Here is a 21,131-nt window from a genome sequence, read left to right as displayed (position 1 = left end):
CGTTTTTTACCCATTTCACACAAAACGAACATAATGCCGCAATGCAGCGAAAATGGAGACTCCGATCAAACCAGAATCCCAAGATTTCGCACATTTTCGCGCAAGTGCCTGAATGGTATGAAGAACGCGCTGCCGTGCAGCTGCGGCATGCGGCTGGGCGCAAGGCCAAGTGTAAACGGCTCTATAAAACGGCCCGAGCCGCTGCGCGAACCGGGCGATGTCAAGACGTTGATTGTCAAGGGGAAGTAGTGGTGGCGAGGGGGAGATTTGAACTCCCGACCCCGCGATTATGAGTCGCGTGCTCTAACCAACTGAGCTACCTAGCCACTGCCGCGCTAATTAGGCGACGTTCTCGGCAAGGTCAAGCGGCCTTCGCCATTTTTTTCACGCAACCCCGCGATCATGGGCAATGCGCGGGCGCCCGGTGGCCGTCACGCTGATACTCGCCTCGACAAACATCACGCGGCCTTCGATCTCGGCTTCGCGGATGTTGCGCTCGGGCGTTATGCGCAGATCGGCGGCCCCGGCGCGGCGGGCGCGCTCTGTCGCCTCCTCGGTCAGAGCGGCCTCCAGCGCGTCCAGTGCGGCATCGCGGCTGGCAAACATCTGGTTGCCCGTGGCCAGATGCGCCACAAAGCGCCCCTCGCCGGGGCTGGTGACGATGCCGCGCGCGCGCTGGCTGACCTGCCCTACCACCGCGCCGATGGCATTGGCGACGCCCGCATGTTCGGGCAGGATCATCTCTGCCCCCAGCCGATCACCTACCGCGCCGTAATAGGCGGGAGCCGAAGCCCCCAGCCCGATCACCGGCACCCCGAGCCGCAGCGTGGCCTGCACCACGCCGCGATGCCCGGCGATGCCGCGCTGCGCCAGAACATGCCGGGCCAGCACCTCGGGCGGCTCGCCTGCAAAGGCCGGATCTTCGGCAAAGGCGGCCTCCAGCAGGCAATCCACCGTCTGCGTGGTCAGCTGGTCCACCACCTTTTGCGCCAGCACCAATGGATCGGTCGCAAACCGCTCGCCCTTGCCGGTGCGCCGCCGCCCCAGCAGGCGCACCGCCTTTTCCGCCGCCTGCGCATCCCAATCGCCCAGCCGCCCGAGCACATGGCTGGCATCCGAAGGCGTCACCCCCGCGATCATCACCAGCCCGCGCGCCACCAGCCGCTCCATCGCTGCCACTTCCAGCCGCGAGGTGATCGGCTGGGCCAGCGGCATCGGCGTGGTGATCCGCGCCAGCAGCGCCGCTTCGCGCGCCGACAGCCCCCCCGGATTGCCGCCCATCGGAATGACAAACCGCCCGTCAAATTCGCCCGCCACCTCGGTCGACAATGCGCGGTCCAGCGCCATATGCACCATGTCGGGATGGTCCACCGCCAGCAGCGCCACCGGGATCAGGCGGCGCGGGCCAAGCCGCAGCCCGCCCTCCAGCCCCGACGTGATCAGATGCACCTCGGAATCGCCGCCCAGCCCGGTGGTGCGCATTGCCACCGCCTCGACCATGGTGCGGAAGCCACCGACCCGCGCGCCCTCAGGGTCGATCTCGGGCAACCCATCGCGCAGCAGCGCCACATCGGTGGTGGTGCCGCCGATGTCAGACACCAGCGCATCGGGCGCCCCGGTCAGCCAGCGCGCCCCCACGATCGAGGCAGCCGGGCCCGACAGGATGGTTTCAATCGGACGCTCGCGCACCATGGCCGCCGAAATCAGCGCGCCGTCGCCGCGCACCACCATCAGCGGCGCAGCAATGCCCAAAGCCGCCAGATGCCGTTCGCAGGCCGCAACCAGCCGGTCGATCATGCCGATCAGCCGCGCATTCAGCACCGCTGTCAGCGCCCGCTTCGGCCCGTTGAGATTGGCCGAAAGCTCGTGCGAACAGGTGACGGGCCGCCCCGTCACCCGGCGGATCAGATCGCGCGCCGCCACCTCATGCGCCGGGTTGCGGGTGGCAAACCGGCTGGCCACGGCAAACCCCATCACCTCCGGCCCAAGCCGCGCCGCCTCGGCCTCCAGCGCCGCCAGATCCAGCGGCGCAGTTTCGCTGCCGGAATGTTCGTGCCCCCCGGCCAGCCGCAGCACCGGATCGCCGCCCAGCGCCTCGGTCAGACCGCCACGCTCCAGATCGCCCGCATCGAAGCCGATGAAGATCAGCGCAACCCGCCCGCCCTGCCCCTCGACCAGCGCATTGGTGGCCAGTGTGGTGGACAGCGACACCATCGAGATGTCGGCGGCCGCCACCCCGGCCCCGGCCAGTGCGGCATCCACCGCCCGCCCGATGCCCAGCGCCAGATCGCCGCGCGTGGTCAGCGATTTTGCCTTGCCGATCACCTGCGTCGCGGCCTCATCCACGATCACCGCATCGGTATAGGTGCCGCCCGTATCCACCCCGAGGAAATATGCCATCGCGTTTGCCGTCCCTGTTCCTGTTCCCTCCGAAATAGGCCGAAGCCGGACAGGGGTCACCCCCTTGTGCGACCTATTCTGTCGCTGCCCGCCTCTCGCCCTCGCCCGGACAAGGCGGTAGGGTGGCGGATCGGACGGTGGATCAGGGAAAGGGCCGCAATGCAGCACGCTGACAGGGATCTGCCACTGACCCGCGATCTGGTGCTGATCGGCGGCGGCCATGCCCATGCCCTGCTCTTGCGCATGTGGGGCATGACGCCCTTGCCGGGGGTGCGGCTGACCGTGATCAACCCCGATCCGGTCACCCCCTATACCGGCATGTTGCCCGGTTTCATCGCAGGCCATTACCAGCGGGCCGAAATGATGATCGACCTTGTGCCGCTGGCACGGTTTGCCGGGGCGCGGCTGATTCTCGATCACGCATGCGGGCTGGACCGCAGCACGCGGCGGGTGCATCTGTCCTCGGGTCGGCCGCCGGTGGCCTATGATGTGGCCAGCCTCGACATCGGCATCACCTCGGATCTGCCGCGCCTGCCGGGCTTTGCTGACCATGCGGTATCGGCCAAGCCGCTGGCGGGCTATGCCGCGCGCTGGCAGGCGTTTCTGGCGCGCGGGCTGGCCGCGCCGCGCGTGGTGATCCTCGGGGCCGGCATCGGCGGTGTGGAGCTGGCGCTGGCCACCGCACATCGGCTGCGCAGCACCGGGGCCAGACCGCAGCTGACGCTGCTGGAACAGGCACAGACCGCGCTGCCCCATATCGGCAACGGCGCACGCCGGGCGCTGCTGGCAGAGCTGGCAGCCGCCGATGTGCACCTGCTGACCGGCACAAAGGCCGCAGGGCTGACCGCAGACGGCGTCACGCTTCAGGATGGCCGACAGATTGCCGCCGATTTCATCCTCTCGGTCGCGGGCGCACGGCCACACGACTGGCTGGCCGCGACAGGGCTGGATCTACAGGACGGATATGTCTGCGTCACCCCCACGCTGCAAAGCTCCGATCCCGCGATCTTCGCGGCGGGCGATTGCGCCCATCTGACCCATGCCCCCCGCCCCAAGGCCGGTGTCTTTGCGGTGCGCGAGGCCCCCATACTTTTGCACAATCTGCGCGTGGCCCTGGCCGAACAGGGCCGGATGCGCCCATACCAGCCGCAGCGCGATTACCTGAAACTCGTGTCGACAGGGCGGCGCAATGCCGTGGCCGACAAACTCGGCCTGCGCCTGTCGCACCCCTGGCTCTGGCGCTGGAAAGACCAGATCGACCGTGCCTTCATGGCAAAATTCACCACCCTGCCGGCGATGCCTGCCCGCCGCCTGCCCACTCCCGCCGCCGCCGGTCTGGCCGAGGCGCTGGGGCCAAAACCACTTTGCGGCGGCTGCGGCGCCAAGGTCGGGGCGCGGGATCTGGCGACGGCGCTGGCCCCGCTGCCCGCGCCGCAAAACCCCGATGTGCTCAGCGGCCCCGGCGATGATGCCGCCGTGCTGCGCCATGGTCCCGGCTTTCAGGTTCTGACCACCGATCACCTGCGCGCCTTCACCGCCGATCCTGCGCTGATGGCCCGGATCACCGCCCTGCATGCGATGGGCGATGTCTGGGCCATGGGGGCACAGCCGCACAGCGCGCTGGCGCAGATTACCCTGCCCCGCCTCTCGCCCCGGCTTCAGGCCGAAACCCTGCGCGAAATCATGGCCACCGCCACTAAAACCTTCCGCGCGGCGGGGGCCGACATCGTCGGCGGCCATACCAGCATCGGGGCCGAACTGACGCTGGGCTTCACCGTGACAGGCCGCGCCGAACGGATCCTGACCAAAGGCGGCGGCACCCCCGGCGATGCGCTGATCCTCACCAAACCGCTGGGAACCGGCATTATTCTTGCCGCAGAAATGGCGCGCCTTGCGCCGCAAGACCTCTTGCTGGGCGAGGCTGTCGCGGCGGCCTTCGCGTCAATGTGCCAATCCCCCGCCGAGGCCGCCGCCCTGCTGACCCCGGTCGCCCATGCGCTGACTGATGTCACCGGCTTCGGCCTCGCCGGGCACCTGCTGGAGATCTGCACGGCCTCCGGCACCGGCGCCATTCTGGATCTGGCCGCCCTGCCGCTGCTGCCCGGCGCCCGCGATCTGGCGGCGCAGGGCATGGCCTCCAGCCTCGCCCCTGCCAATCGCGCCGCCCTGCACGGCCAACTCGATGCACCAGACACGCCCGAGACCGCCCTGCTGTTCGATCCCCAGACCGCGGGCGGCTTTCTCGCCGCCCTGCCCGCAGCCAAGGCCACCTCCACCCTCGCGGCGCTCCACGCAAAGGGCATCACCGCCGCCCGCATCGGCCAGTTGACCGAAGGCCCGGCCCATATCACCGCACGCTGATTTGCAATTTGTAAAAATACTCGCGCCGCAGGCCACAAGCCAAACCGCCACAGGCGGTGCAGGCGCGCTCAAAGTCTTGCGCGCATCGCGCGCTCCGCAAGATTACCTGTCGTGCAACCGCGCCGCGATACGGGCCGCCAGTTCCGGCAGCGCCGCCGGGGCCAGGCTGTCCACCGCGACCCGCTGCACCGGCACTGCCAGACGCCCGCGATGTTTGGCGTAGCGCGGATCATAGTGCCGCGCCATCAGCCCTTCGGCCAGATCGGTGAAGGCCCCGGCCCCGGCCTGCGCCTGCCATGCCTCGATCACCACAGCGGGGTGCAGCGGGCGCAGCAAGGCGATCACCTGCACCAGCCGCGCCGGATCGGCCAGAAGATCGGCATAGGCCCGCGTCAGATACGCAGCCCGTGCGGCCAGCGGCGCCACGATCTCGATCCTCGGGGCCGCGACCATCGCCTTCCACAGGGGCGCCGGGATCCGGCAATTACCAACCTTGGAGCTTTCCGCCTCCACCACCACCGGGCGGGCGGGGTCGAGCCGGGCCAGCGCCAGTGCCAGGGCCCCCTCGAATGTCTTTTGCGACGGCTGCCCACCCGGCAGCGCCCCGAACAGCGATCCCCGGTGCCGCGCCATGCCCTCAAGGTCGATCACCTGCACGCCCTGTGCGGCCAGCAAAGCCAGCACCTCGGTCTTGGCAGAGCCGGTATTGCCATCCAGCAGCACCACCGGGCTGGGCACCGGGCGCTCATGCACCTGATCCACCACCAGCTTGCGCCAGGCCTTGTAACCGCCCGCGATCACATCGGCCCGCCAGCCCACCTGTTGCAGGATCGAGGTGAAAGAGCCGGAACGCTGCCCGCCGCGCCAGCAATAGACCAGCGGTTTCCAGCCGCCCGTCTTGTCGGCCAGTGGCCCCTGCAGATGGGCGGCGGCATTCTTCGCCACCAGCGCCCCGCCGATCTTGCGCGCGGTGAACGGGCTGACCTGTTTGTAGATCGTGCCCACCTCGGCGCGCTCCGCATCATTCAGCACCGGAAGGTTGATGGCACCCGGAATATGATCCTCGGCCCATTCGGCGGGCGAGCGCACGTCGATGATGCTGTCAAAGCCAAGGGCGAAGATCTGCGGAAGGGTGGTCAGGGTCACAGCCATGTCGCCACCCTAACCCAGCCAACCTGCGCCGGAAAGTGCCCTCGCGCGCGCGATCAGATCCCCTGCTCAAGCTGCAGGATCAGCGCATCCAGCATCGCCGCACAGCGTGCCATCTGCTCCACGCTGACATATTCGTCTGGCTTGTGGCCCTGCGCCATGCTGCCCGGCCCACAGATCACGGTGGGGATGCCAAGGCGTTCGGAAAACAGCCCGCCCTCGGTGCCGAAGGCCACTTTCATCGTGCCATTGGCCCCGGTCAGACCCTTGACGAAATTCACCACCGCCGCTTCGGATGGGGTGCCGAGGCCGGGGTAATCCCACAGCCGGTCGACACGGATCGCCGCCTCGGGGTATTCGGCGCGCAGCGGCGCGACGATGGCCTCGGCCGCCGTCCGCAGATCGGCGATCAGGGTCTCGGGGTCATCCTCGGCCAGCGAGCGGATCTCGAAATCCAGCGTGGCAGTATTGGGCACGATGTTCACCTGCACCCCGCCCTGCATCTTGCCGACATGCAGCGTGGTATAGGGCACATCGTAATCGCCATCGCGCACGCCCTCGGCGGCCACCCGCGCCTGCAAGGCCCGCACGGCATTCAGGAAATCCGCCGCCAGATGCAGCGCGTTCAGCGCCAGCGGCGCCAGCGCCGAATGGCCCTCGCGCCCGGTGCAGGTGGCCCGCAGCGCCACCTTGCCCTTGTGCCCGGTGGCCACCTGCATCCCCGTCGGCTCGCCCACGATGCAGAAGCGCGGCTTGACCGGGGCCTGCGCCAGCATGTCGACAAGCGAGCGCACACCCATGCAGCCGATTTCTTCGTCATAGGACAGCGCCAGATGCAGCGGCACGGCAATCGGGCGCCCCGCCTGCTCCAGGGCAGCGGCCTTCAGCATCGCGTCGATGGCCAAAGCGCAGAAACCCTTCATGTCGGTGGCGCCCCGGCCATAAAAGCGGCCATCCTCCTCGGTCAGCGCGAAGGGCGGTTTGGTCCAGCTTTGCCCCTCGACCGGCACGACATCGGTATGGCCAGACAGCATCACCCCCGGCACGCTCGCAGGGCCGACGGTGGCAAACAGATTGGCCTTGCCGCCTGTCGCATCGGGGATCAGCTGCGCCGCAATGCCGGCCTCGGCCAGCAGCCCCTGCACATAGAGCATCAGATCCATGTTGGGCTTTGCGCTCACCGTATCAAATGCCATCAGCCTGTCGAAAATCGCGCGCATCGCCGCCCTCCGTTTTGCGCATACAAATACGCGAAATCAGTGCAAACGGAAGAGCCGATCCGCCAAAGCGCGGCTTCGGGCTTTCCTTTGCCGGGCCGCGCGGGCAGTCTGGCCGCACCCAGCCCCGAGAGTGATATGCGCGCCCTGATTGCCCTGCCCGTTCTTGTATTGTCCGTTCTTGCCCTGCCCGCCCATGCCGAACCGGCGGGATCCGTCAGCCAACTGGCGCTGGCGCATCAGCTGTTTGCCCAAGGGACGGCCAATCGGGATGCGCTGGCGCAGATCGCCGCCGCGCGGCTGGCGGCTGGGGTCACGGTGCAGATGGTCGAGCGCGCGCCAGAGCTCAGCGGCACCGCAGGCAAGGGGCCGGATGCTGCCGACGCACCGCGCGACGCTGCAAGCCTGCTTGCCGCTGCGACCGCCGCCGCCGAGGCCGACGAGACGCTGGCCATCCTGCTGGGCAGTGCCATCGCCACCGCCGAGGTGCTGCCGAAGAGCGTGGTCAGGGCCAGCGTGGCCACGCTGAACCCCGGGCAAAGCCATGGCTACCGGATTGCCGCCGATGGTGCGGTGCCGGTGGAAATCGGGGTGATCGGTGATGGTGACAGTGTGCTGGCCCTGAGTGTGGAGACAGAGGCAGGCCCCGCCTGCCTGGCACCGCTTGTGCCCGCCTGCGCCGTCACCCTGCCCGACAGCGGCTTTCTGGCGGTGCGCGTGGTCAATTCCGGGCCGGGTGTGACCAGCTATTGGCTGATCAGCAACTGAGCGCCGCGCGACGGCCCTGCCCCCGCGCGGCCAGATCGGTTACAGGATTTCCGACATTTTCACAGTGCGGCCTTCGGCCACAGACAGCAGCGCCGCATTGGCCAGCGCCAGTGCGATCAGCCCATCCTCGCCCGAAGGTTCGGCAGCGCCCTTGCCCGAAACTGCGGTGATGAAGCTCGCGATTTCGGCGGCATAGGCCTCGGTATAGCGGGTCATGAAGAAGTCATGCAGCGGCGGCCGGGTATAGCCGGCCGACGTCGCCACCTCGATGGACACCGGGCGCTGGTTTTCCGCCGAGGCCGCGCCTTTGGAGCCATGCACCTCGATGCGCTGATCATAGCCATAGGTGGCGCGGCGCGAGTTCGAAATCATCGCCTGTTTGCCGCTGGCGGTTTTCAGCAGCACCTGAACGCTGTCGAAATCGCCTGCCGTGCCAATCGCCGGATCCACCAGCACTGCGGCGGTGGCGGCCACTTCGGCAATCTCTTCGCCCAGCAGGAAGCGCGCCATGTCGAAATCATGGATGGTCATGTCGCGGAAGATCCCGCCCGACCGCCCGATATAGTCAATCGGCGGCGCGCCCGGATCGCGCGAGGTGATGACGGCCATTTCCACATCGCCGATCGTGCCCTTGTCGATCTCGGCACGGACGGCGGCGAAATGCGGGTCGAAGCGGCGGTTGAAACCCACCATCAGCGTGGCCTTGGTGGCGCGCACCACCGACAGGCAGGCCTTCACGCGGTCAAGGCTCAGGTCGATCGGCTTTTCGCAGAAGATCGCCTTGCCCGCCGTGGCGAACATCTCGATCAGGTCGGCATGGGTATCGGTGGGGGTGCAGATCACCACGGCGTCAATATCCTTGGCCGCCGCGATTTCCTCGATGCTGCGCACCTGACAGCCATAGTGATCGGCAATCGCCTGTGCCGCCGTGGGAAACGCATCGGCCACGGCCACCAGCGTGGCATTGGCATCGCCCGTGATCGCCTTGGCGTGAACCTTGCCGATCCGGCCAGCGCCCAGAAGCGCGAATTTGACAGTCATCTTGTCCTCTTACGGTTGGCCGCTTGGGCCGGTTGTTCGCTCCGCGCCCGGTTATTCGGGATAGGCGCCGGAAACATTCTGATCGAAATCCACCACAGCCCCGGTCATCACGCCAGAGGCGGGCGATAGCATGAAACTGGCCAGCCCCGCCACATGCGCGGGTTTGACCAACATGCCCATCGGCTGCGCCGCCTCTGCCGCCGCCAGCCAGCCATCGGTGGCCCCATGGTATTTGCGCTGGGTCTCATCCTCGCCCGGCGTGTCCATCCAGCCGCAGTTGATGGCATTGACCCGGATGCGATGGCCGCGCAGTGCCTGCGCCGCGTTGCGCGTCACATTGGCCAGCGCGGCCTTGCTGGCCGAATAGGGCGCCAGAAAGCTTTGGCCGCAATGCACCACCATCGACAGGATATTGACCGCCTGCGCCGGATGGCCGTGTTGCGCCGCCAGCTGCGCAAAACGTTGCAGCGCAAAGAACGGCCCGCGGGCATTGACGGCCATCAGGTTGTCCCAGGCCTCGGGCGTTGTATCAAGGATCGAGCCGCGGTCGGTGGCCGCCGCCGCATTGACCAGCGCCGTCACCCGGCCAAACCGCGATGCCGCGCGGTCGATCAGGGCAATCGCCTCGTCCGGGCGGCCCATATCGGCGGGCAGGAAGCGCACGTCGGCCCCGCCTGCCCTGAGCTGCGCCGCTACCGCCTCGCCCTTGGCAACACCCCGGCCTGCCAGGATCATGCGCCCGCAGCCTTCGGCCAGCAGCCGCTCGGCAATCGCAAGGCCAAGGCCCTGCGATCCGCCGGTGATCACGGCCACCGTTTCGGCGTGGTCACGCATGGCTTGCCTCGGCCCCGATGCCTTTGACGCCGGTGATATAACTCACGATGTCATTGCCGTCGGTTTCGTCCTTGTTCAGGCTCGCCACGATGCGCCCGCGCCGGAACACCACGATCCGGTCGACCAGATCAAACACCTGCCGCAGATTGTGGCTGACCAGAATCAGTGGCACGCCGCGCTCCTTCAGGCCGCGAATGATGTTTTCCACCTGCGCGGTTTCCTGCACCCCCAGCGCCGCCGTCGGTTCATCCATGATCACCAGTTTCGACGCAAAGGCCGCCGTGCGCGCGATGGACACACATTGCCGCTGCCCGCCGCTCATGTTGCGGATAGGGTTGTCGACATTGGGGATCTTGACCGCCGTGGTTTTCAGCGCCTCCAGCGTGCGTTCGCGCATCGTCTTGCGATCCAGCACCGAAAACGGCCCAAGGCGGAACTTGAACAGCTCGCGCCCCAGAAACAGGTTCGACGGCACGTCCAGATCATCGGCCAGCGCCAGCGTCTGAAACACGGTTTCGATCCCGGATTCGCGCGCCTCCAGCGGCCCCGAGAAGTTCACCTCGCGGCCATCGAAAAACACCTGCCCGCCGGACTTCTGCTCTACCGCCGTGATCTGGCGCACGAAGGTCGATTTGCCCGCGCCATTGTCGCCCACCACAGCGATATGTTCGCCCTTGCGCAGCACGAAATTGGCATCCTCCAGCGCATGCACACCGCCATAGCGTTTGGTCAGGCCACGGGTTTCCAGAATGATATCGCTCATGGCTTATTTCCCCCGCGACCGGCTTTGCTGCCGCCATTGATCCAGAACCACGGCACCGACGATGATCACGCCCTTGACCATTTCCTGATAATACGCGTCGAGCTTCAGGAAGGTGAAGCCCGAGATGATCACGCCGAAGATCAGCGCGCCCAGCACGGTGCCGAGGATCGAGCCGCGCCCGCCTTGCAGCGACACCCCGCCGATCACGGCCATGGCGATGGCGTCGAGTTCATACATCACCCCCATGCCGGCCTGTGCGGTCAGGTTCTTGGACGACAGCACGATGGCAGCAAAGGCAGCCAGACCCGAGGCGATGACATAGACCAGCACCTTGTGACGGTCGACATTGATGCCCGACATGCGCGTCGCCGCTTCGTTCGAGCCGATGGCGTAGCAATGTTTGCCATATTTCGTGTAGGTCATGATACAGTGGAACAGCACCGCCAGCACCACGAACAGGAACACCGGCGTCATGCCCTTGCCGATCAGCGCATAGCTGTCGGTCGGGAAAGAGATCGGGTTGCCCTTGGACCACCATTTCGCAATGCCGCGCGCCGTGACCATCATGCCCAGCGTGGCGATGAACGGCGGGATCTTGGTATAGGCCACCAAGGATCCGTTGATCAGGCCCGCCACCACACCGCAGCTCAGCCCGACCAGCACCGGCACGATCACCGGCAGGTCCATCCAGCCCAGATCCCCGAAAATCGCCTTGGGGTTGGGGTTGCCGTTCACCATGGCAACCTGTGCAAAACTCATGGCGATCATCGCCGTGGCCCCGACGATGGAGCCAGACGACAGATCAATCCCGCCGGTGATGATAACCTGCGTCACACCGATGGCGATGATGCCGACGATGGACACCTGAAGGATGATGATCTGCAACCGCGCCTGATTGAACAGCGTGTCCACATTGTCGCGTGTGTTGAACAGAAAGCTGTCGCCCATGAACAGCCGACCGATCAGTTCGAACACGATGATGATGCCGACCAGAGCAAAGAAGACGTTCCATTCTGGCGCGCGTGCTTTCTTTGTCGGATCATATTTCAGGCCGCCCAGCCCATGCGTCGTTTGTGACACGGCTGCACCCTCCCCCGGATTAACTGCTGAAATAAACTCTGCTGACGCGTCACGTCCGGTCAGAGATCAAAGAGGGGCGGCACCTCTGCGCCGCCCCGATCCGCAACGGGATCAGTTCTTGGCGAGGAAATCGCCGATATTGGCCGGGGTCACCAGCTGGAACGGAATGTAGACCTTCTGCTCCACGGCTTCGCCTTTGCTCAGCTTGATCGCCGCATCCAGCGCGCCTGCGCCCTGACCGGCAGCATCCTGGAACACCGTCACATCCAGATCGCCCGCCTGCATCGCCGCCAGTGCGTCCTGCGTGGCGTCGATACCTGCCACCACGACGGTGGCCATATCCACGCCCGATGCCTTCATCGCCTGAATGGCGCCGATGGCGGATTCGTCATTGTTGGCAATCACGCCATCAAACGCCGCGCCGGTGGACAGCCAGTTGGTCATCAGGTTCTGTGCCAGATCGCGCGACCAGTTCGAGGTCTGCTCGTCCAGGATATTGACCTTCACGCCGCAATCCGGCCCGGCGATGACATCGTGAATGTCCTTGGTGCGCATCACGGCAGCCTGGTTCGACAGCTCGCCCATGATCACATAGATGTTCGCCTCGGTCTTGCCCGCGTCCTTGAACAGGCGGCAGACTTCCTTGGTTTGCAGCGTGCCCGAATCCAGTTCGTTCGAGGCGACGAAGGCCTGATTGTCGGGCATGGTGTCGACGTTCACCGGCTCGCGGTTCACATAGACCAGCGGGATGTTCGCGGCAGCGGCGGCATCCGACATGGCCTGCGTGGCCGAGGTATCGACCGGGTTCACGATGATGGCCGACACGCCCGAGGCGATGAAGTTGTTGATCTGGTCAAGCTGCTTGGCCACATCGTTCTGCGCATCTTCGATCTGCAGGCCGACGCCCAGTTCCTTGCCCTTGGCATCCAGCCCGTTGCGCAGAACCGTCAGAAAGTTGTCGTCAAACAGCGCCATCGACACGCCAATGTCTTGCGCCATTGCGGTGGTTGCCATCAGCGAGGCAAAACCGGCAGCCAGAAGGGTCTTTTTCATTCTCGTTCCTCCACTATCGGTGTCCGGCGCACCATGCTCCAGCCGGACCGCCCCTCCCCGGAGCGGCTGTTTTGAGGCGGGTGGCGGTCAGGCCGCGACACCCGCGTCAATAAACGTCATCGAGGCGCGCAACGGCGCATAGGCATCGCCCAGCGCATGCACCTCGGGCGCAAAGGGCTCAAAGCTGATCGGGCCGTCATAACCTGCGGCGCGCAAGGCACGGATCTGCGCCACATTGCCCAGCCGGTCTGCATCATCGACCAGAACCCGGTGCGGGTCGCGCATGTCCGCGACAGCCACCGCCGGATCGACCACGCCCGACACATGCACGATGCCGGTCAGTTCGGGAAAGATCGCCCCGCCCCCGGCAAGGTGATGGTGGAAGGTATCATGCACCATGAAATAGGTGCCGGCACCGCCCACTGCATCAATCGCATCGGCCAGCACATCCTTGTAGCGCAGCGAGCAGACCTCGAAGCCCAGCGGCTCGACCATCGCCTTCAGCCCCGCGTCGCGCAGCATCGGCAACAGCGCGCGCAGCGCCGTTTCAGTGACCCTGCGGCTGTCGGCCCGATCCGTCGCCACGCCATCATTGCGCGGGATCAGGCTGATCGTCTCGGCCCCGGCCTGTTTGGCAATCGCCATCAGCGCCGCCGCTTCGGCCTGTTTGGCATCCGACCAGTCGTTGAACATCTTCACTTCGGCCAGCGCCAGAAAGCGCAGGCCCCGCGCCTGCACCGCCGCCCCGACCACGGCCGGATCGGCCCCGTCGAACAGCGCGCCGGGCAGATCATTGCGAAACTCCACCCCGACGCAGCCCAGTCTGGCCGAAAGGTCCAGAAACGCCTCCCAGCCCAGACGCGGCGTGGTCATGTGGTTCAACGCGAAAGGCAGCATATCCGTGATTCCCCCCAAGAGACCGCCACGATGGCGCGGCAGTCGTGGAATTGATATTCTATTTTTGGATCATTTCAACTGAAAAATTCCAAAACCGGATTCCCGGGCACTGCCACCGCTGCGCCGCCCCCCCTAAAGCGATTCCGCCACGTGAATATCGGGGGGCAGAAAATGCTGGATGCCGTTTGGCCCCACCCCATCGCGCGCCGCAGCCACCATGATGGCCAGCAGATCACGGCACAGCGTGTCCAGCGGCGTATCGGTGACCAGCGTCACCACGCCTTCAGCCAGACCGGCGCGCGAATCGGGGGTCAGCGCCGAGACGACCAGCGCCACCCCGGCGGGCCGGGCCTCGCGCAGCGCCGCAATCGCCCCCTCCATGCCGCCGCCCGCCACATAGATGCCACGCAGATCGGGCTGGCGCGCCAGCAGGCCCAGCGTCGCCTCATAGGTCAATTGCCGGGTTTCCAGGTTCACCACCGTGTCCAGCACGGCCAACTGCGGCGCACATTCGCGCAGATAGCTGCGAAACCCCGCCTCGCGCAGTTCATGGCCGTGCCAGCGATGGCCGCCGACAAACACCGCCACCTTGCCCGGCGTGCGCCCAGCCATGCCGATCAGCCAGCCCGCGGTGCGCCCGACCTTGAGGTTGTTCAGCCCGACATACCCCGCCCGCACCCCCTGCGCGAAATCCGACAGCAACGAAAACACCGCCAGCCCCTGCGCCTTCAGCTCCTCAACGGCGGCAGTCACCTCGGGGTGGTTGACCGCCGTTGCCGCCAGCACATCGCAGCGCCCAGCCATGCTGCGCAGCAGCCCCGCCATGTCGGAGGGCGATTGCGAGGCCGAAAACTCCAGCACCAGCTTGCCACGCACACCGGGCGCTGCCGCAACCGCGCGGTGCAGGGCCTCGGCAAAGGCCTTGTAGAAATCCTGCCCCTGCTTGTGCAGCACCACGCCGAATCGCAACTCGGGCAGATCTGCCGCCAGCGGGGCAATGCGCCGCGCCGCCGGATGACCGATGCGCAGCGCCGCCTCATGCACGCGCGCCACGGTATCGGGTTTCACCTGCTCCCGCCCGTTCAGCACCCGGTCCACCGTTGCCACCGATACCCCAGCCGCCTGTGCCAGCTCTGCCATTCCCGGTCGTCTTGCCATAGCCATCCCCGATGGTTTTTCATCATTCACCGCAGGCATGATGATGCATTTTGACGAAAACTACCAGCGCCCAGATTGCGCGACGCCGCAGTTGGCCTATCCTTGGCAGCAAGAGGGGCAGGCCAGAGCTGCCACGGCCCCGGCGGGAGATCACAATGACAAAACGCGATTACAGCCTTCTGGGGCCTGATGCCCGACGCGCGGTTGAAACCGGGCTGGCCACAGCCGAATGGTATCACACCGAGGTGCCGCGCAAGGAAATGAAGGCCCTGATGCAGCGGTCCGACCAACCCGCGATCCGCGACACCTTCCTTTTGTTCGGCACCATGCTGGTCTGCGCGACAGCGGGATGGCTGCTCTGGCCCTCGTTCTGGTCGCTGCCGTTCTGGGCGGTCTATGGCGTGTTTTACGGCTCGGCCATGGACAGCCGCTGGCATGAATGCAGCCATGGCACCGCGTTCAAGACGCCGTGGATGAACAATCTCGTCTACAACATTGCCTGTTTCTGCATGATCCGAAACCCGCACAGCTGGCGCTGGAGCCATGCCCGCCACCATACCGATACCTATATCGTGGGCCGTGACCCCGAAATCGCGATCATGCGCCCGCCGGTGTTTTTCAAGCTGATCGGCAATTTTTTCGGCATCTTTGATGCCTGGTCCGGCTGGGGCCGGATGCTGCTGAACGCAACCGGGCGGCTGGCCCCCGAAGAGCAGACCTATATCCCGCAATCCGAACATCACAAGGTGATCCGCGTGGCGCGGCTGTGGTGCCTGATCTATGCCGCCACGCTGGCACTGGCGCTGTGGCTGGGCTCGATCCTGCCGCTGATGGTGATCGGCCTGCCCCGGCTCTATGGCGCATGGCATCATGTGATGACCGGCCTGCTGCAACATGGCGGATTGGCCGACAATGTGAACGATCACCGGCTGAACTCGCGCACCGTGCTGATGAACCGTTTCTCGCGCTTTGTGTACTGGAACATGAACTACCATGTGGAACACCACATGTTCCCGATGGTGCCCTATCACGCGCTGCCCAAGCTGCACGCCCTGATCCGGCACGATCTGCCCGCGCCCAACCGCTCGATCGCCGAGGCGTTCCGCGAAATGTGGCCGGTGCTGCGCCGCCAGCTGGCGAATGAGGATCATTTCCTCAAACGCGATCTGCCGCCCACCGCCAAACCCTACCGCGACGATTTTCACATGGCGGCCCTTGGCGCAGCCCTTGGCACCGCCGCCGAATGACTGACCTGCACAGCAAAGGAGCCACGCACATGACCCAATGGATCGACGCCTGCGCCACGGATGACATCGACGAAGAGGATGTGATCCGCTTCGATCATGGCAGCGCCACGTTTGCCATCTACCACGCACCCGAGGGCGCATTCTACTGCACCGATGGCCTGTGCAGCCATGAACAGGTGCATCTGGCCGATGGTCTGGTGATGGAGCATCGGATCGAATGCCCCAAGCACAATGGCCAGTTCGATTACCGCACCGGCGAGGCGAAGCGTGCGCCGGTCTGCGTCAATCTCAAGACCTATCCCACCAAGGTTGAAGGCGGTCGCGTCTTTATCCAGCTATCATAAGGCACCTTCCAGATGGCCAGACGCCCGACAATTCAAGACCTGCGCGCCAATCGTGGCACACACCAATATGCCATGCTGCGCGTGGAAACGCTGGACGAAGCCGAAGCCGCCGAACGTGCCGGGGTGGAGCTGCTGTCCGTGCCGCCCGCGCTGCTGATGGATCCGCGCTTTCGCGATGCCGCCCCTTCCGCCTTTGCCTGCCCCGGCGACAATTTCTACAATATCGGCGGCCCTGAAAAGATGCTGGACTGGGCGCTGACCATGGTCCGGCACGGCGCGGATGCTGTCTATTGTTCGGGCAGCGTTGCGGCCATCCGTTTGCTGGCGGACCATGCGGTGCCGGTCTGTGGCCATGTCGGGCTGATCCCCTCCAAGGCCACATGGACGGGCGGCTTCAAGGCGGTGGGCAAGACACTGGATCAGGCGCAGATGATCTATCGCCAGTGTAAGGCACTGGAAGAGGCCGGGGCCTTTGCAGTGGAAATCGAGGTGGTGCCGCAGTCGATCACCGATGCGATTGCCGAGCATACCGACCTGTTCCTGATCTCCATGGGGGCCGGTCCGGGCGGCCATGCCCAGTATCTGTTCAGCGATGACGTGCTGGGCCAGACCACCGGCAAAGTGCCGCGCCATGCCAAGCGCTATCGCGATTTCGCCGCAGAATATGCGCGGCTGCACCGCGACCGCATCGCGGCCTATGGCGAGTTTGTCGCGGATGTTCATTCCGGCAGCTATCCCGCGCCGCAATACCTGGTGGCGGGCGATGCAGAGGTGACGGCGGCCTTCCGGCACTGGCTGTCAGAGGAGGCCTGAGCCTTCCGCCAAAAGACTGGCCCCGCCGGATCCCGGCGGGGCTTGTCAGTCAGTCTTGCCTGCGCAGCACGGTGTTTCAGTCTTGCGTGCGCAGCACGCGGGCAGGCCGCACCGCCAGCGGGCGCAGCGCAAAGACCAGCCCCGCCAGCAAGGTGATCAGGATGCCACCCAGCACAATGGCCAGCGCCGACACCGGCTCGAACTGATAGTCGGCCTCCATCACAAAGACCATCACCGCCCAACCGGCAATGCCCCCGGCCACAATCGCCACCAGCCCCGCCGCAGCCCCGGTCAAGACCGAGCGCAGCGCGAAACTGGCCAGGATGCGGCCTCGCGTGGCCCCCAGCACCTTCAGCACCGCCGCCTCATAGACCCGCGCGCGTTCCCCCGCCGCCGCCGCGCCGATCAGCACCACAAAGCCGGTCAACAGCACCGCCGCCGCCGCCCAGGCCGTTGCCGTGGCGATGGCGTCCAGCGCCTCGGTCACGCGGTCAATCGCGTCGCGCACCCGGATCGCGGTGATATTCGGCCAGGCCCCCGCCAGATCGCGCAGAATCTTCGCCTCTGCCTCCGGTGCGGCATAGATCGTGGCGATATGGGTATGCGGTGCCCCGGCCAGCGCCGATGGGTTCAGCGTCATCACAAAGCCCATCCCGGCAGAGGAAAAATCGACCTGCCGGAAGCTGGTGACCGTGGCCGTGATGTCGCGGCCCAGCACATTGATGGTGACGGTATCGCCCAGTTTCAGGCCGATCTCTTCGGCCTCGTCCGCCGCAAAGCTGACCTGCGGCGCGCCAGTATAATCGGCAGGCCACCATTTGCCCGCCACCACATTGGTATTTTCGGGCGGGGTGGCGGCATAGGTGATGCCCCGGTCGCCACGCACCACCCAATGTTCGCCCGCCACATCGCGCGCCGGGCGGCCATTGATCTGGCTGACCACCGCACGCAGCATCGGCGCGCTGTCGACGCGTGTGATGGCGGGATCCGATTTCACCCGGTCCAGAAACCCGGCGATCTGGTCATTCTGGATGTCGACAAAGAAATAGCTCGGGGCTCGGCTGGGCAGATCGCGGTCGATCGAGGCGCGCAGATTGGCGTCGATCTGCCCGACGGCGGCCAGCACCGACAGCCCCAGCCCCAGCGACAGGATGACCGACATTGCCTCGCCCCGCTGCGCGGCAATGGCGCCCAGCGCCGCGCGCAGGGCCACTGCCCCGCGCACCCGCCGCGCACCGATCCGCGCCAGACGCCGGGTGGCCAGACCCGCCGCCGCCAGCACCAGCAGCGCGGCGACCACACCCGCCGCCGCGCCAAGGGCCAGCCCCCACATACCCGACAGCAGCACCGCGCCGCCGATCAGCAGCGCCGCAAGGGCCAGCATCGCCAGCATCAGCAGCGGGCGCGGCAGGCCCGCCGCACCGCCTCCGCGATACAGCGCCGCCGCCCGCACCGCCTCGACCCGCGCCAAAGGCCAGAGCGTGAACAGAAGCGCCGTGGTCGCGCCATAAAACGCGGCTTCGATCAACGGCATCGGATAGACGGCAAAGGCCACCGGAAACGGCAAGGCCGCCGCAATCAACGGCCCCGCCAGCAGCGGCACCAGCACGCCCAGCATGAGCCCCAGCCCGATCCCCACCAGAGCCAAGGCCCCGATCTGCAACAGGTAGACTCGGAAGATCAGCCCGCCCTCGGCCCCCAGCGTTTTCAGGGTGGCGATCACCGGCACCTTGCCCTCCAGATAGGCGCGCACCGCGCTGGACACGCCCACACCGCCCACGGCCAGACCGGCCAGACCGACCAGCACCAGAAACGACCCCATCCGATCCACGAAGCGTTCCACCCCCGGTGCCGCGCGGCGGCTGTCGCTCCAGCGCATGCCCTTGTCGGCAAACCGGGCCTCGGCGGCACTTTCCAGCTGTGCCAGATCACTGGCCTCCGGCAGATCCAGCCGGTATTCGGTTTCATAAAGCGATCCCGGCACGATCAGCCCCGACTTGCCCAGATCACGGGTCAACACGATCATCGGCGGGCCAAGGCTGAAGCCGCCCGCCGCGCTGTCGGGCATGCGCAGCAGCGCCGCCCCCAGCCGGAATTCCTGCGCGCCAAGGCGGAAACGGTCGCCGGGGGCCAGCCCCAGACGATCCATCAGCACCTTGTCGATCACCGCGCCGGGCAGGCCCTCGCCCCCAGCCAGCGCCTCGGGCAGGGGCAACGGCGGATCCAGCACCACCGCGCCCACCAGCGGGTAAAGATCATCCACCGCCTTGACCTGAGTCAGCGCCCGTTCCTCGCCCACCACGATCATGGAGCGGAAATCGACCACCTCGGACACCCGGCTGGCAAGGCCCTCCATATAGGCCCGCTCATCCGCATCGGCGAAGCGATAGGTGAATTCCATCTGCGCATCGCCGCCCAGCAAGACCGCGCCCTGATCGCGCAGCCCCGCCTCGATTGCGCCGCGCACCATGCCCACAGCGGCAATCGCCGCCACACCCAGTGCCAGACAGGCCAGAAAGATGCGAAAGCCCTGCACCCCGCCGCGCAGTTCCCGGCGCGCCAGCCGCGCCGCCAGTGTCCAGCTCATGCTGCCACCTGCCCGTCGACCAGCCGCACCACCCGGTCACAACGCGCCGCCAGTTCTGCCGCATGGGTGACAAGAACCAGCGTCGCGCCATGCCGGTCGCGCAACCCGAACAGCATGTCCATGATCGCCGCACCATTGACGCCATCCAGATTACCGGTCGGCTCATCCGCCAGCAGGATCGCCGGACGCGGGGCCGCCGCACGGGCCAGCGCCACGCGCTGCTGCTCGCCGCCCGACATCTGCGCCGGATAGTGATGCAGCCGCTTGCCCAGCCCGACCGAAGCCAGTTCCGCCTCGGCCAGTGAAAAGGCCTCTTTCACCCCGGCCAGTTCCAGCGGCACCGCCACATTCTCCAGCGCCGTCATCGTCGGGATCAGGTGAAAGCTCTGGAACACCACGCCCATGTTGCCGCGCCGAAACCGCGCCAGCGCATCCTCGTTCATCGCACCCAGATCCTGCCCCAGCGCCCGCACCTGCCCTGCCGTCGCCCGCTCCAACCCACCCATCAACATCAGCAGCGACGATTTGCCGGACCCGGACGGCCCGACCAGCCCCACTGTCTCGCCCCGTTCAACTGTCAGTGTGATGCCCCGCAAAATCTCGACCGGACCGGCATTTCCCGCCAATGTCAGCTGCGCATTGTCCAACGCCAGAATCGGTTCACCCATGTTTTTTGCCCTTCGCCTCATCTCACCTGTCGCATATGGGGCGCGCGCCGCCATAGGCAAAGCCCTTGCAACACTTGCGCTCTGTCTTTCCGCCGCGATAGCGCAGGCCGAGCCGCTGACCGTCGTCGCCTTGGGCGACAGTCTGACAGCCGGATATGGCCTGCCCGAAGGCGATGGCTTTGTGCCGCAATTGCAGGCCTGGCTCGCGGCCAAGGGATCGGACGCAACCCTGATCAACGCAGGCGTCTCGGGCGATACATCGGCCGGCGGACTGGCGCGGCTCGACTGGTCACTCACACCGGAAACCGATGCGCTGATCGTCGCACTGGGCGGCAATGACCTGCTGCGCGGGCTGGATCCGGCGGTGACCCGCGCCAATCTGGACGCGATCCTCGGCGAGGCCGCCGAGCGCGACCTGCCGGTGCTGCTGATCGGCCTGCCCGGCCCCGGCAATTTCGGCCCCGAATACAAGACGCAATTCGATGCGATCTTCCCCGATCTCGCCACCCGGTATGGCACCTTGATGCAGCCGAATTTCATGGCAGGCCTCGGCGCGACAGATCCCGCAGCGCTGCGGTCGCTGATGCAGGCCGATGGCATCCACCCCAACCGCGAGGGCGTGGCGCGCATCGTGGCCCAACTCGGGCCTGCCGTGCTGGATCTGCTGGCCCGCGCCCAACCCTGAAATCCAGCACCTCCCCTCTGGTATCCTGCCGCCGGTCAGACCATTCTGTCTGTGACTGGAGATGCC

General features: G+C 66.3%; 18 protein-coding genes and 1 tRNA gene. 6 read left to right on the top strand and 13 right to left on the bottom strand.

What is annotated here, in order from left to right; translation table 11 throughout:
• Window positions 1-249: 249 nt before the first annotated feature.
• Window positions 250-326: transfer RNA gene (locus KM031_RS12995), tRNA-Met, on the bottom strand.
• A 58-nt stretch (window positions 327-384) separates the two neighbouring features.
• Complete coding sequence (locus tag KM031_RS12990) at window positions 385-2,400, bottom strand: hydantoinase/oxoprolinase family protein (RefSeq protein WP_215506067.1); 2,016 nt, start codon at window positions 2,398-2,400, stop codon at window positions 385-387.
• 159 nt (window positions 2,401-2,559) lie between these two features.
• Between KM031_RS12990 and selD the strand changes: the two genes are divergently transcribed.
• Window positions 2,560-4,761, top strand: coding sequence for a selenide, water dikinase SelD (gene selD / locus KM031_RS12985; RefSeq protein WP_215506066.1), 2,202 nt, complete (start codon window positions 2,560-2,562; stop codon window positions 4,759-4,761).
• 102 nt (window positions 4,762-4,863) lie between these two features.
• Here selD and mnmH read toward each other — a convergent pair whose 3' ends face one another.
• Both mnmH and argE read right to left on the bottom strand, forming a co-directional pair.
• On the bottom strand, window positions 4,864-5,913 hold the full coding sequence (gene mnmH / locus KM031_RS12980; protein ID WP_215506065.1) for a tRNA 2-selenouridine(34) synthase MnmH: 1,050 nt from the start codon (window positions 5,911-5,913) through the stop codon (window positions 4,864-4,866).
• Between the two features lie 53 nt (window positions 5,914-5,966).
• Window positions 5,967-7,130 (bottom strand): acetylornithine deacetylase, encoded by a 1,164-nt coding sequence (argE, locus tag KM031_RS12975; RefSeq protein WP_215506064.1) that lies wholly within the window; start codon window positions 7,128-7,130, stop codon window positions 5,967-5,969.
• A gap of 135 nt (window positions 7,131-7,265) precedes the next feature.
• Between argE and KM031_RS12970 the strand changes: the two genes are divergently transcribed.
• The gene (locus KM031_RS12970) at window positions 7,266-7,895 is read left to right on the top strand and encodes a hypothetical protein (RefSeq protein WP_215506063.1); all 630 of its coding nucleotides are present in this window, start codon (window positions 7,266-7,268) and stop codon (window positions 7,893-7,895) included.
• 39 nt (window positions 7,896-7,934) lie between these two features.
• Here KM031_RS12970 and iolG read toward each other — a convergent pair whose 3' ends face one another.
• The 7 genes from iolG to KM031_RS12935 form a co-directional block, all read right to left on the bottom strand.
• Window positions 7,935-8,936 carry an inositol 2-dehydrogenase gene (iolG, locus tag KM031_RS12965; RefSeq protein WP_215506062.1) on the bottom strand — a complete coding sequence of 334 codons (1,002 nt, stop codon included), beginning with the start codon at window positions 8,934-8,936 and terminating at the stop codon, window positions 7,935-7,937.
• A gap of 51 nt (window positions 8,937-8,987) precedes the next feature.
• Window positions 8,988-9,770, bottom strand: a complete 783-nt coding sequence (locus KM031_RS12960) for an SDR family oxidoreductase (RefSeq protein WP_215506061.1) — start codon at window positions 9,768-9,770, stop codon at window positions 8,988-8,990.
• Entirely contained in the window at window positions 9,763-10,533 is a 771-nt protein-coding gene (locus KM031_RS12955) for an ATP-binding cassette domain-containing protein (RefSeq protein WP_215506060.1), read from the bottom strand. The genes KM031_RS12960 and KM031_RS12955 overlap by 8 nt, the downstream gene beginning before the upstream one ends.
• A gap of 3 nt (window positions 10,534-10,536) precedes the next feature.
• Entirely contained in the window at window positions 10,537-11,613 is a 1,077-nt protein-coding gene (locus KM031_RS12950) for an ABC transporter permease (protein WP_215506059.1), read from the bottom strand.
• Between the two features lie 111 nt (window positions 11,614-11,724).
• Window positions 11,725-12,666: a substrate-binding domain-containing protein gene (locus KM031_RS12945; protein WP_215506058.1), complete on the bottom strand. Its 942-nt coding sequence runs from the start codon at window positions 12,664-12,666 to the stop codon at window positions 11,725-11,727.
• Between the two features lie 87 nt (window positions 12,667-12,753).
• Entirely contained in the window at window positions 12,754-13,563 is an 810-nt protein-coding gene (locus tag KM031_RS12940; RefSeq protein ID WP_215506057.1) for a TIM barrel protein, read from the bottom strand.
• Window positions 13,564-13,695: 132 nt separating this feature from the next.
• Window positions 13,696-14,721 carry a LacI family DNA-binding transcriptional regulator gene (locus KM031_RS12935; protein WP_215506056.1) on the bottom strand — a complete coding sequence of 342 codons (1,026 nt, stop codon included), beginning with the start codon at window positions 14,719-14,721 and terminating at the stop codon, window positions 13,696-13,698.
• Window positions 14,722-14,876: 155 nt separating this feature from the next.
• Here KM031_RS12935 and KM031_RS12930 point away from each other — a divergent pair, with 155 nt between their 5' ends.
• Genes KM031_RS12930 through KM031_RS12920 form a run of 3 tightly spaced genes read left to right on the top strand, consistent with a single transcriptional unit; the run spans window position 14,877 to window position 17,125 of the window.
• Complete coding sequence (locus KM031_RS12930) at window positions 14,877-15,968, top strand: fatty acid desaturase family protein (protein ID WP_215506055.1); 1,092 nt, start codon at window positions 14,877-14,879, stop codon at window positions 15,966-15,968.
• Between the two features lie 29 nt (window positions 15,969-15,997).
• Window positions 15,998-16,312, top strand: a complete 315-nt coding sequence (locus KM031_RS12925; protein ID WP_215506054.1) for a MocE family 2Fe-2S type ferredoxin — start codon at window positions 15,998-16,000, stop codon at window positions 16,310-16,312.
• Window positions 16,313-16,324: 12 nt separating this feature from the next.
• Complete coding sequence (locus tag KM031_RS12920; protein WP_215506053.1) at window positions 16,325-17,125, top strand: 3-methyl-2-oxobutanoate hydroxymethyltransferase; 801 nt, start codon at window positions 16,325-16,327, stop codon at window positions 17,123-17,125.
• 76 nt (window positions 17,126-17,201) lie between these two features.
• Here the strand turns inward: KM031_RS12920 and KM031_RS12915 are convergent, their stop codons facing one another.
• On the bottom strand, window positions 17,202-19,712 hold the full coding sequence (locus KM031_RS12915; RefSeq protein WP_215506052.1) for an ABC transporter permease: 2,511 nt from the start codon (window positions 19,710-19,712) through the stop codon (window positions 17,202-17,204).
• Window positions 19,709-20,380 carry an ABC transporter ATP-binding protein gene (locus KM031_RS12910; protein ID WP_215506051.1) on the bottom strand — a complete coding sequence of 224 codons (672 nt, stop codon included), beginning with the start codon at window positions 20,378-20,380 and terminating at the stop codon, window positions 19,709-19,711. The genes KM031_RS12915 and KM031_RS12910 overlap by 4 nt, the downstream gene beginning before the upstream one ends.
• Between KM031_RS12910 and KM031_RS12905 the strand changes: the two genes are divergently transcribed.
• On the top strand, window positions 20,379-21,065 hold the full coding sequence (locus KM031_RS12905) for an arylesterase (protein ID WP_215506050.1): 687 nt from the start codon (window positions 20,379-20,381) through the stop codon (window positions 21,063-21,065). The two genes, KM031_RS12910 and KM031_RS12905, sit on opposite strands and share 2 nt — an antisense overlap.
• Window positions 21,066-21,131: the final 66 nt, after the last annotated feature.

It is taken from the genome of Gemmobacter fulvus, assembly GCF_018798885.1.
In the GTDB taxonomy this organism is placed as follows: domain Bacteria; phylum Pseudomonadota; class Alphaproteobacteria; order Rhodobacterales; family Rhodobacteraceae; genus Gemmobacter; species Gemmobacter fulvus.
This window is presented reverse-complemented; position numbering and strand designations above follow the sequence as displayed.

Excerpts from the sequence above, each read along its gene's own strand:
- KM031_RS12920 (WP_215506053.1), top strand. The coding sequence starts at position 16,325 with ATGGCCAGACGCCCGACAATTCAAGACCTGCGCGCCAATCGTGGCACA.
- iolG (WP_215506062.1), bottom strand. The coding sequence starts at position 8,936 with ATGACTGTCAAATTCGCGCTTCTGGGCGCTGGCCGGATCGGCAAGGTT.
- KM031_RS12935 (WP_215506056.1), bottom strand. The coding sequence starts at position 14,721 with ATGGCAAGACGACCGGGAATGGCAGAGCTGGCACAGGCGGCTGGGGTA.
- KM031_RS12990 (WP_215506067.1), bottom strand. The coding sequence starts at position 2,400 with ATGGCATATTTCCTCGGGGTGGATACGGGCGGCACCTATACCGATGCG.
- KM031_RS12955 (WP_215506060.1), bottom strand. The coding sequence starts at position 10,533 with ATGAGCGATATCATTCTGGAAACCCGTGGCCTGACCAAACGCTATGGC.
- argE (WP_215506064.1), bottom strand. The coding sequence starts at position 7,130 with ATGCGCGCGATTTTCGACAGGCTGATGGCATTTGATACGGTGAGCGCA.
- KM031_RS12960 (WP_215506061.1), bottom strand. The coding sequence starts at position 9,770 with ATGCGTGACCACGCCGAAACGGTGGCCGTGATCACCGGCGGATCGCAG.
- selD (WP_215506066.1), top strand. The coding sequence starts at position 2,560 with ATGCAGCACGCTGACAGGGATCTGCCACTGACCCGCGATCTGGTGCTG.
- KM031_RS12925 (WP_215506054.1), top strand. The coding sequence starts at position 15,998 with ATGACCCAATGGATCGACGCCTGCGCCACGGATGACATCGACGAAGAG.
- KM031_RS12930 (WP_215506055.1), top strand. The coding sequence starts at position 14,877 with ATGACAAAACGCGATTACAGCCTTCTGGGGCCTGATGCCCGACGCGCG.
- KM031_RS12910 (WP_215506051.1), bottom strand. The coding sequence starts at position 20,380 with ATGGGTGAACCGATTCTGGCGTTGGACAATGCGCAGCTGACATTGGCG.
- KM031_RS12970 (WP_215506063.1), top strand. The coding sequence starts at position 7,266 with ATGCGCGCCCTGATTGCCCTGCCCGTTCTTGTATTGTCCGTTCTTGCC.
- mnmH (WP_215506065.1), bottom strand. The coding sequence starts at position 5,913 with ATGGCTGTGACCCTGACCACCCTTCCGCAGATCTTCGCCCTTGGCTTT.
- KM031_RS12945 (WP_215506058.1), bottom strand. The coding sequence starts at position 12,666 with ATGAAAAAGACCCTTCTGGCTGCCGGTTTTGCCTCGCTGATGGCAACC.
- KM031_RS12905 (WP_215506050.1), top strand. The coding sequence starts at position 20,379 with ATGTTTTTTGCCCTTCGCCTCATCTCACCTGTCGCATATGGGGCGCGC.
- KM031_RS12940 (WP_215506057.1), bottom strand. The coding sequence starts at position 13,563 with ATGCTGCCTTTCGCGTTGAACCACATGACCACGCCGCGTCTGGGCTGG.
- KM031_RS12915 (WP_215506052.1), bottom strand. The coding sequence starts at position 19,712 with ATGAGCTGGACACTGGCGGCGCGGCTGGCGCGCCGGGAACTGCGCGGC.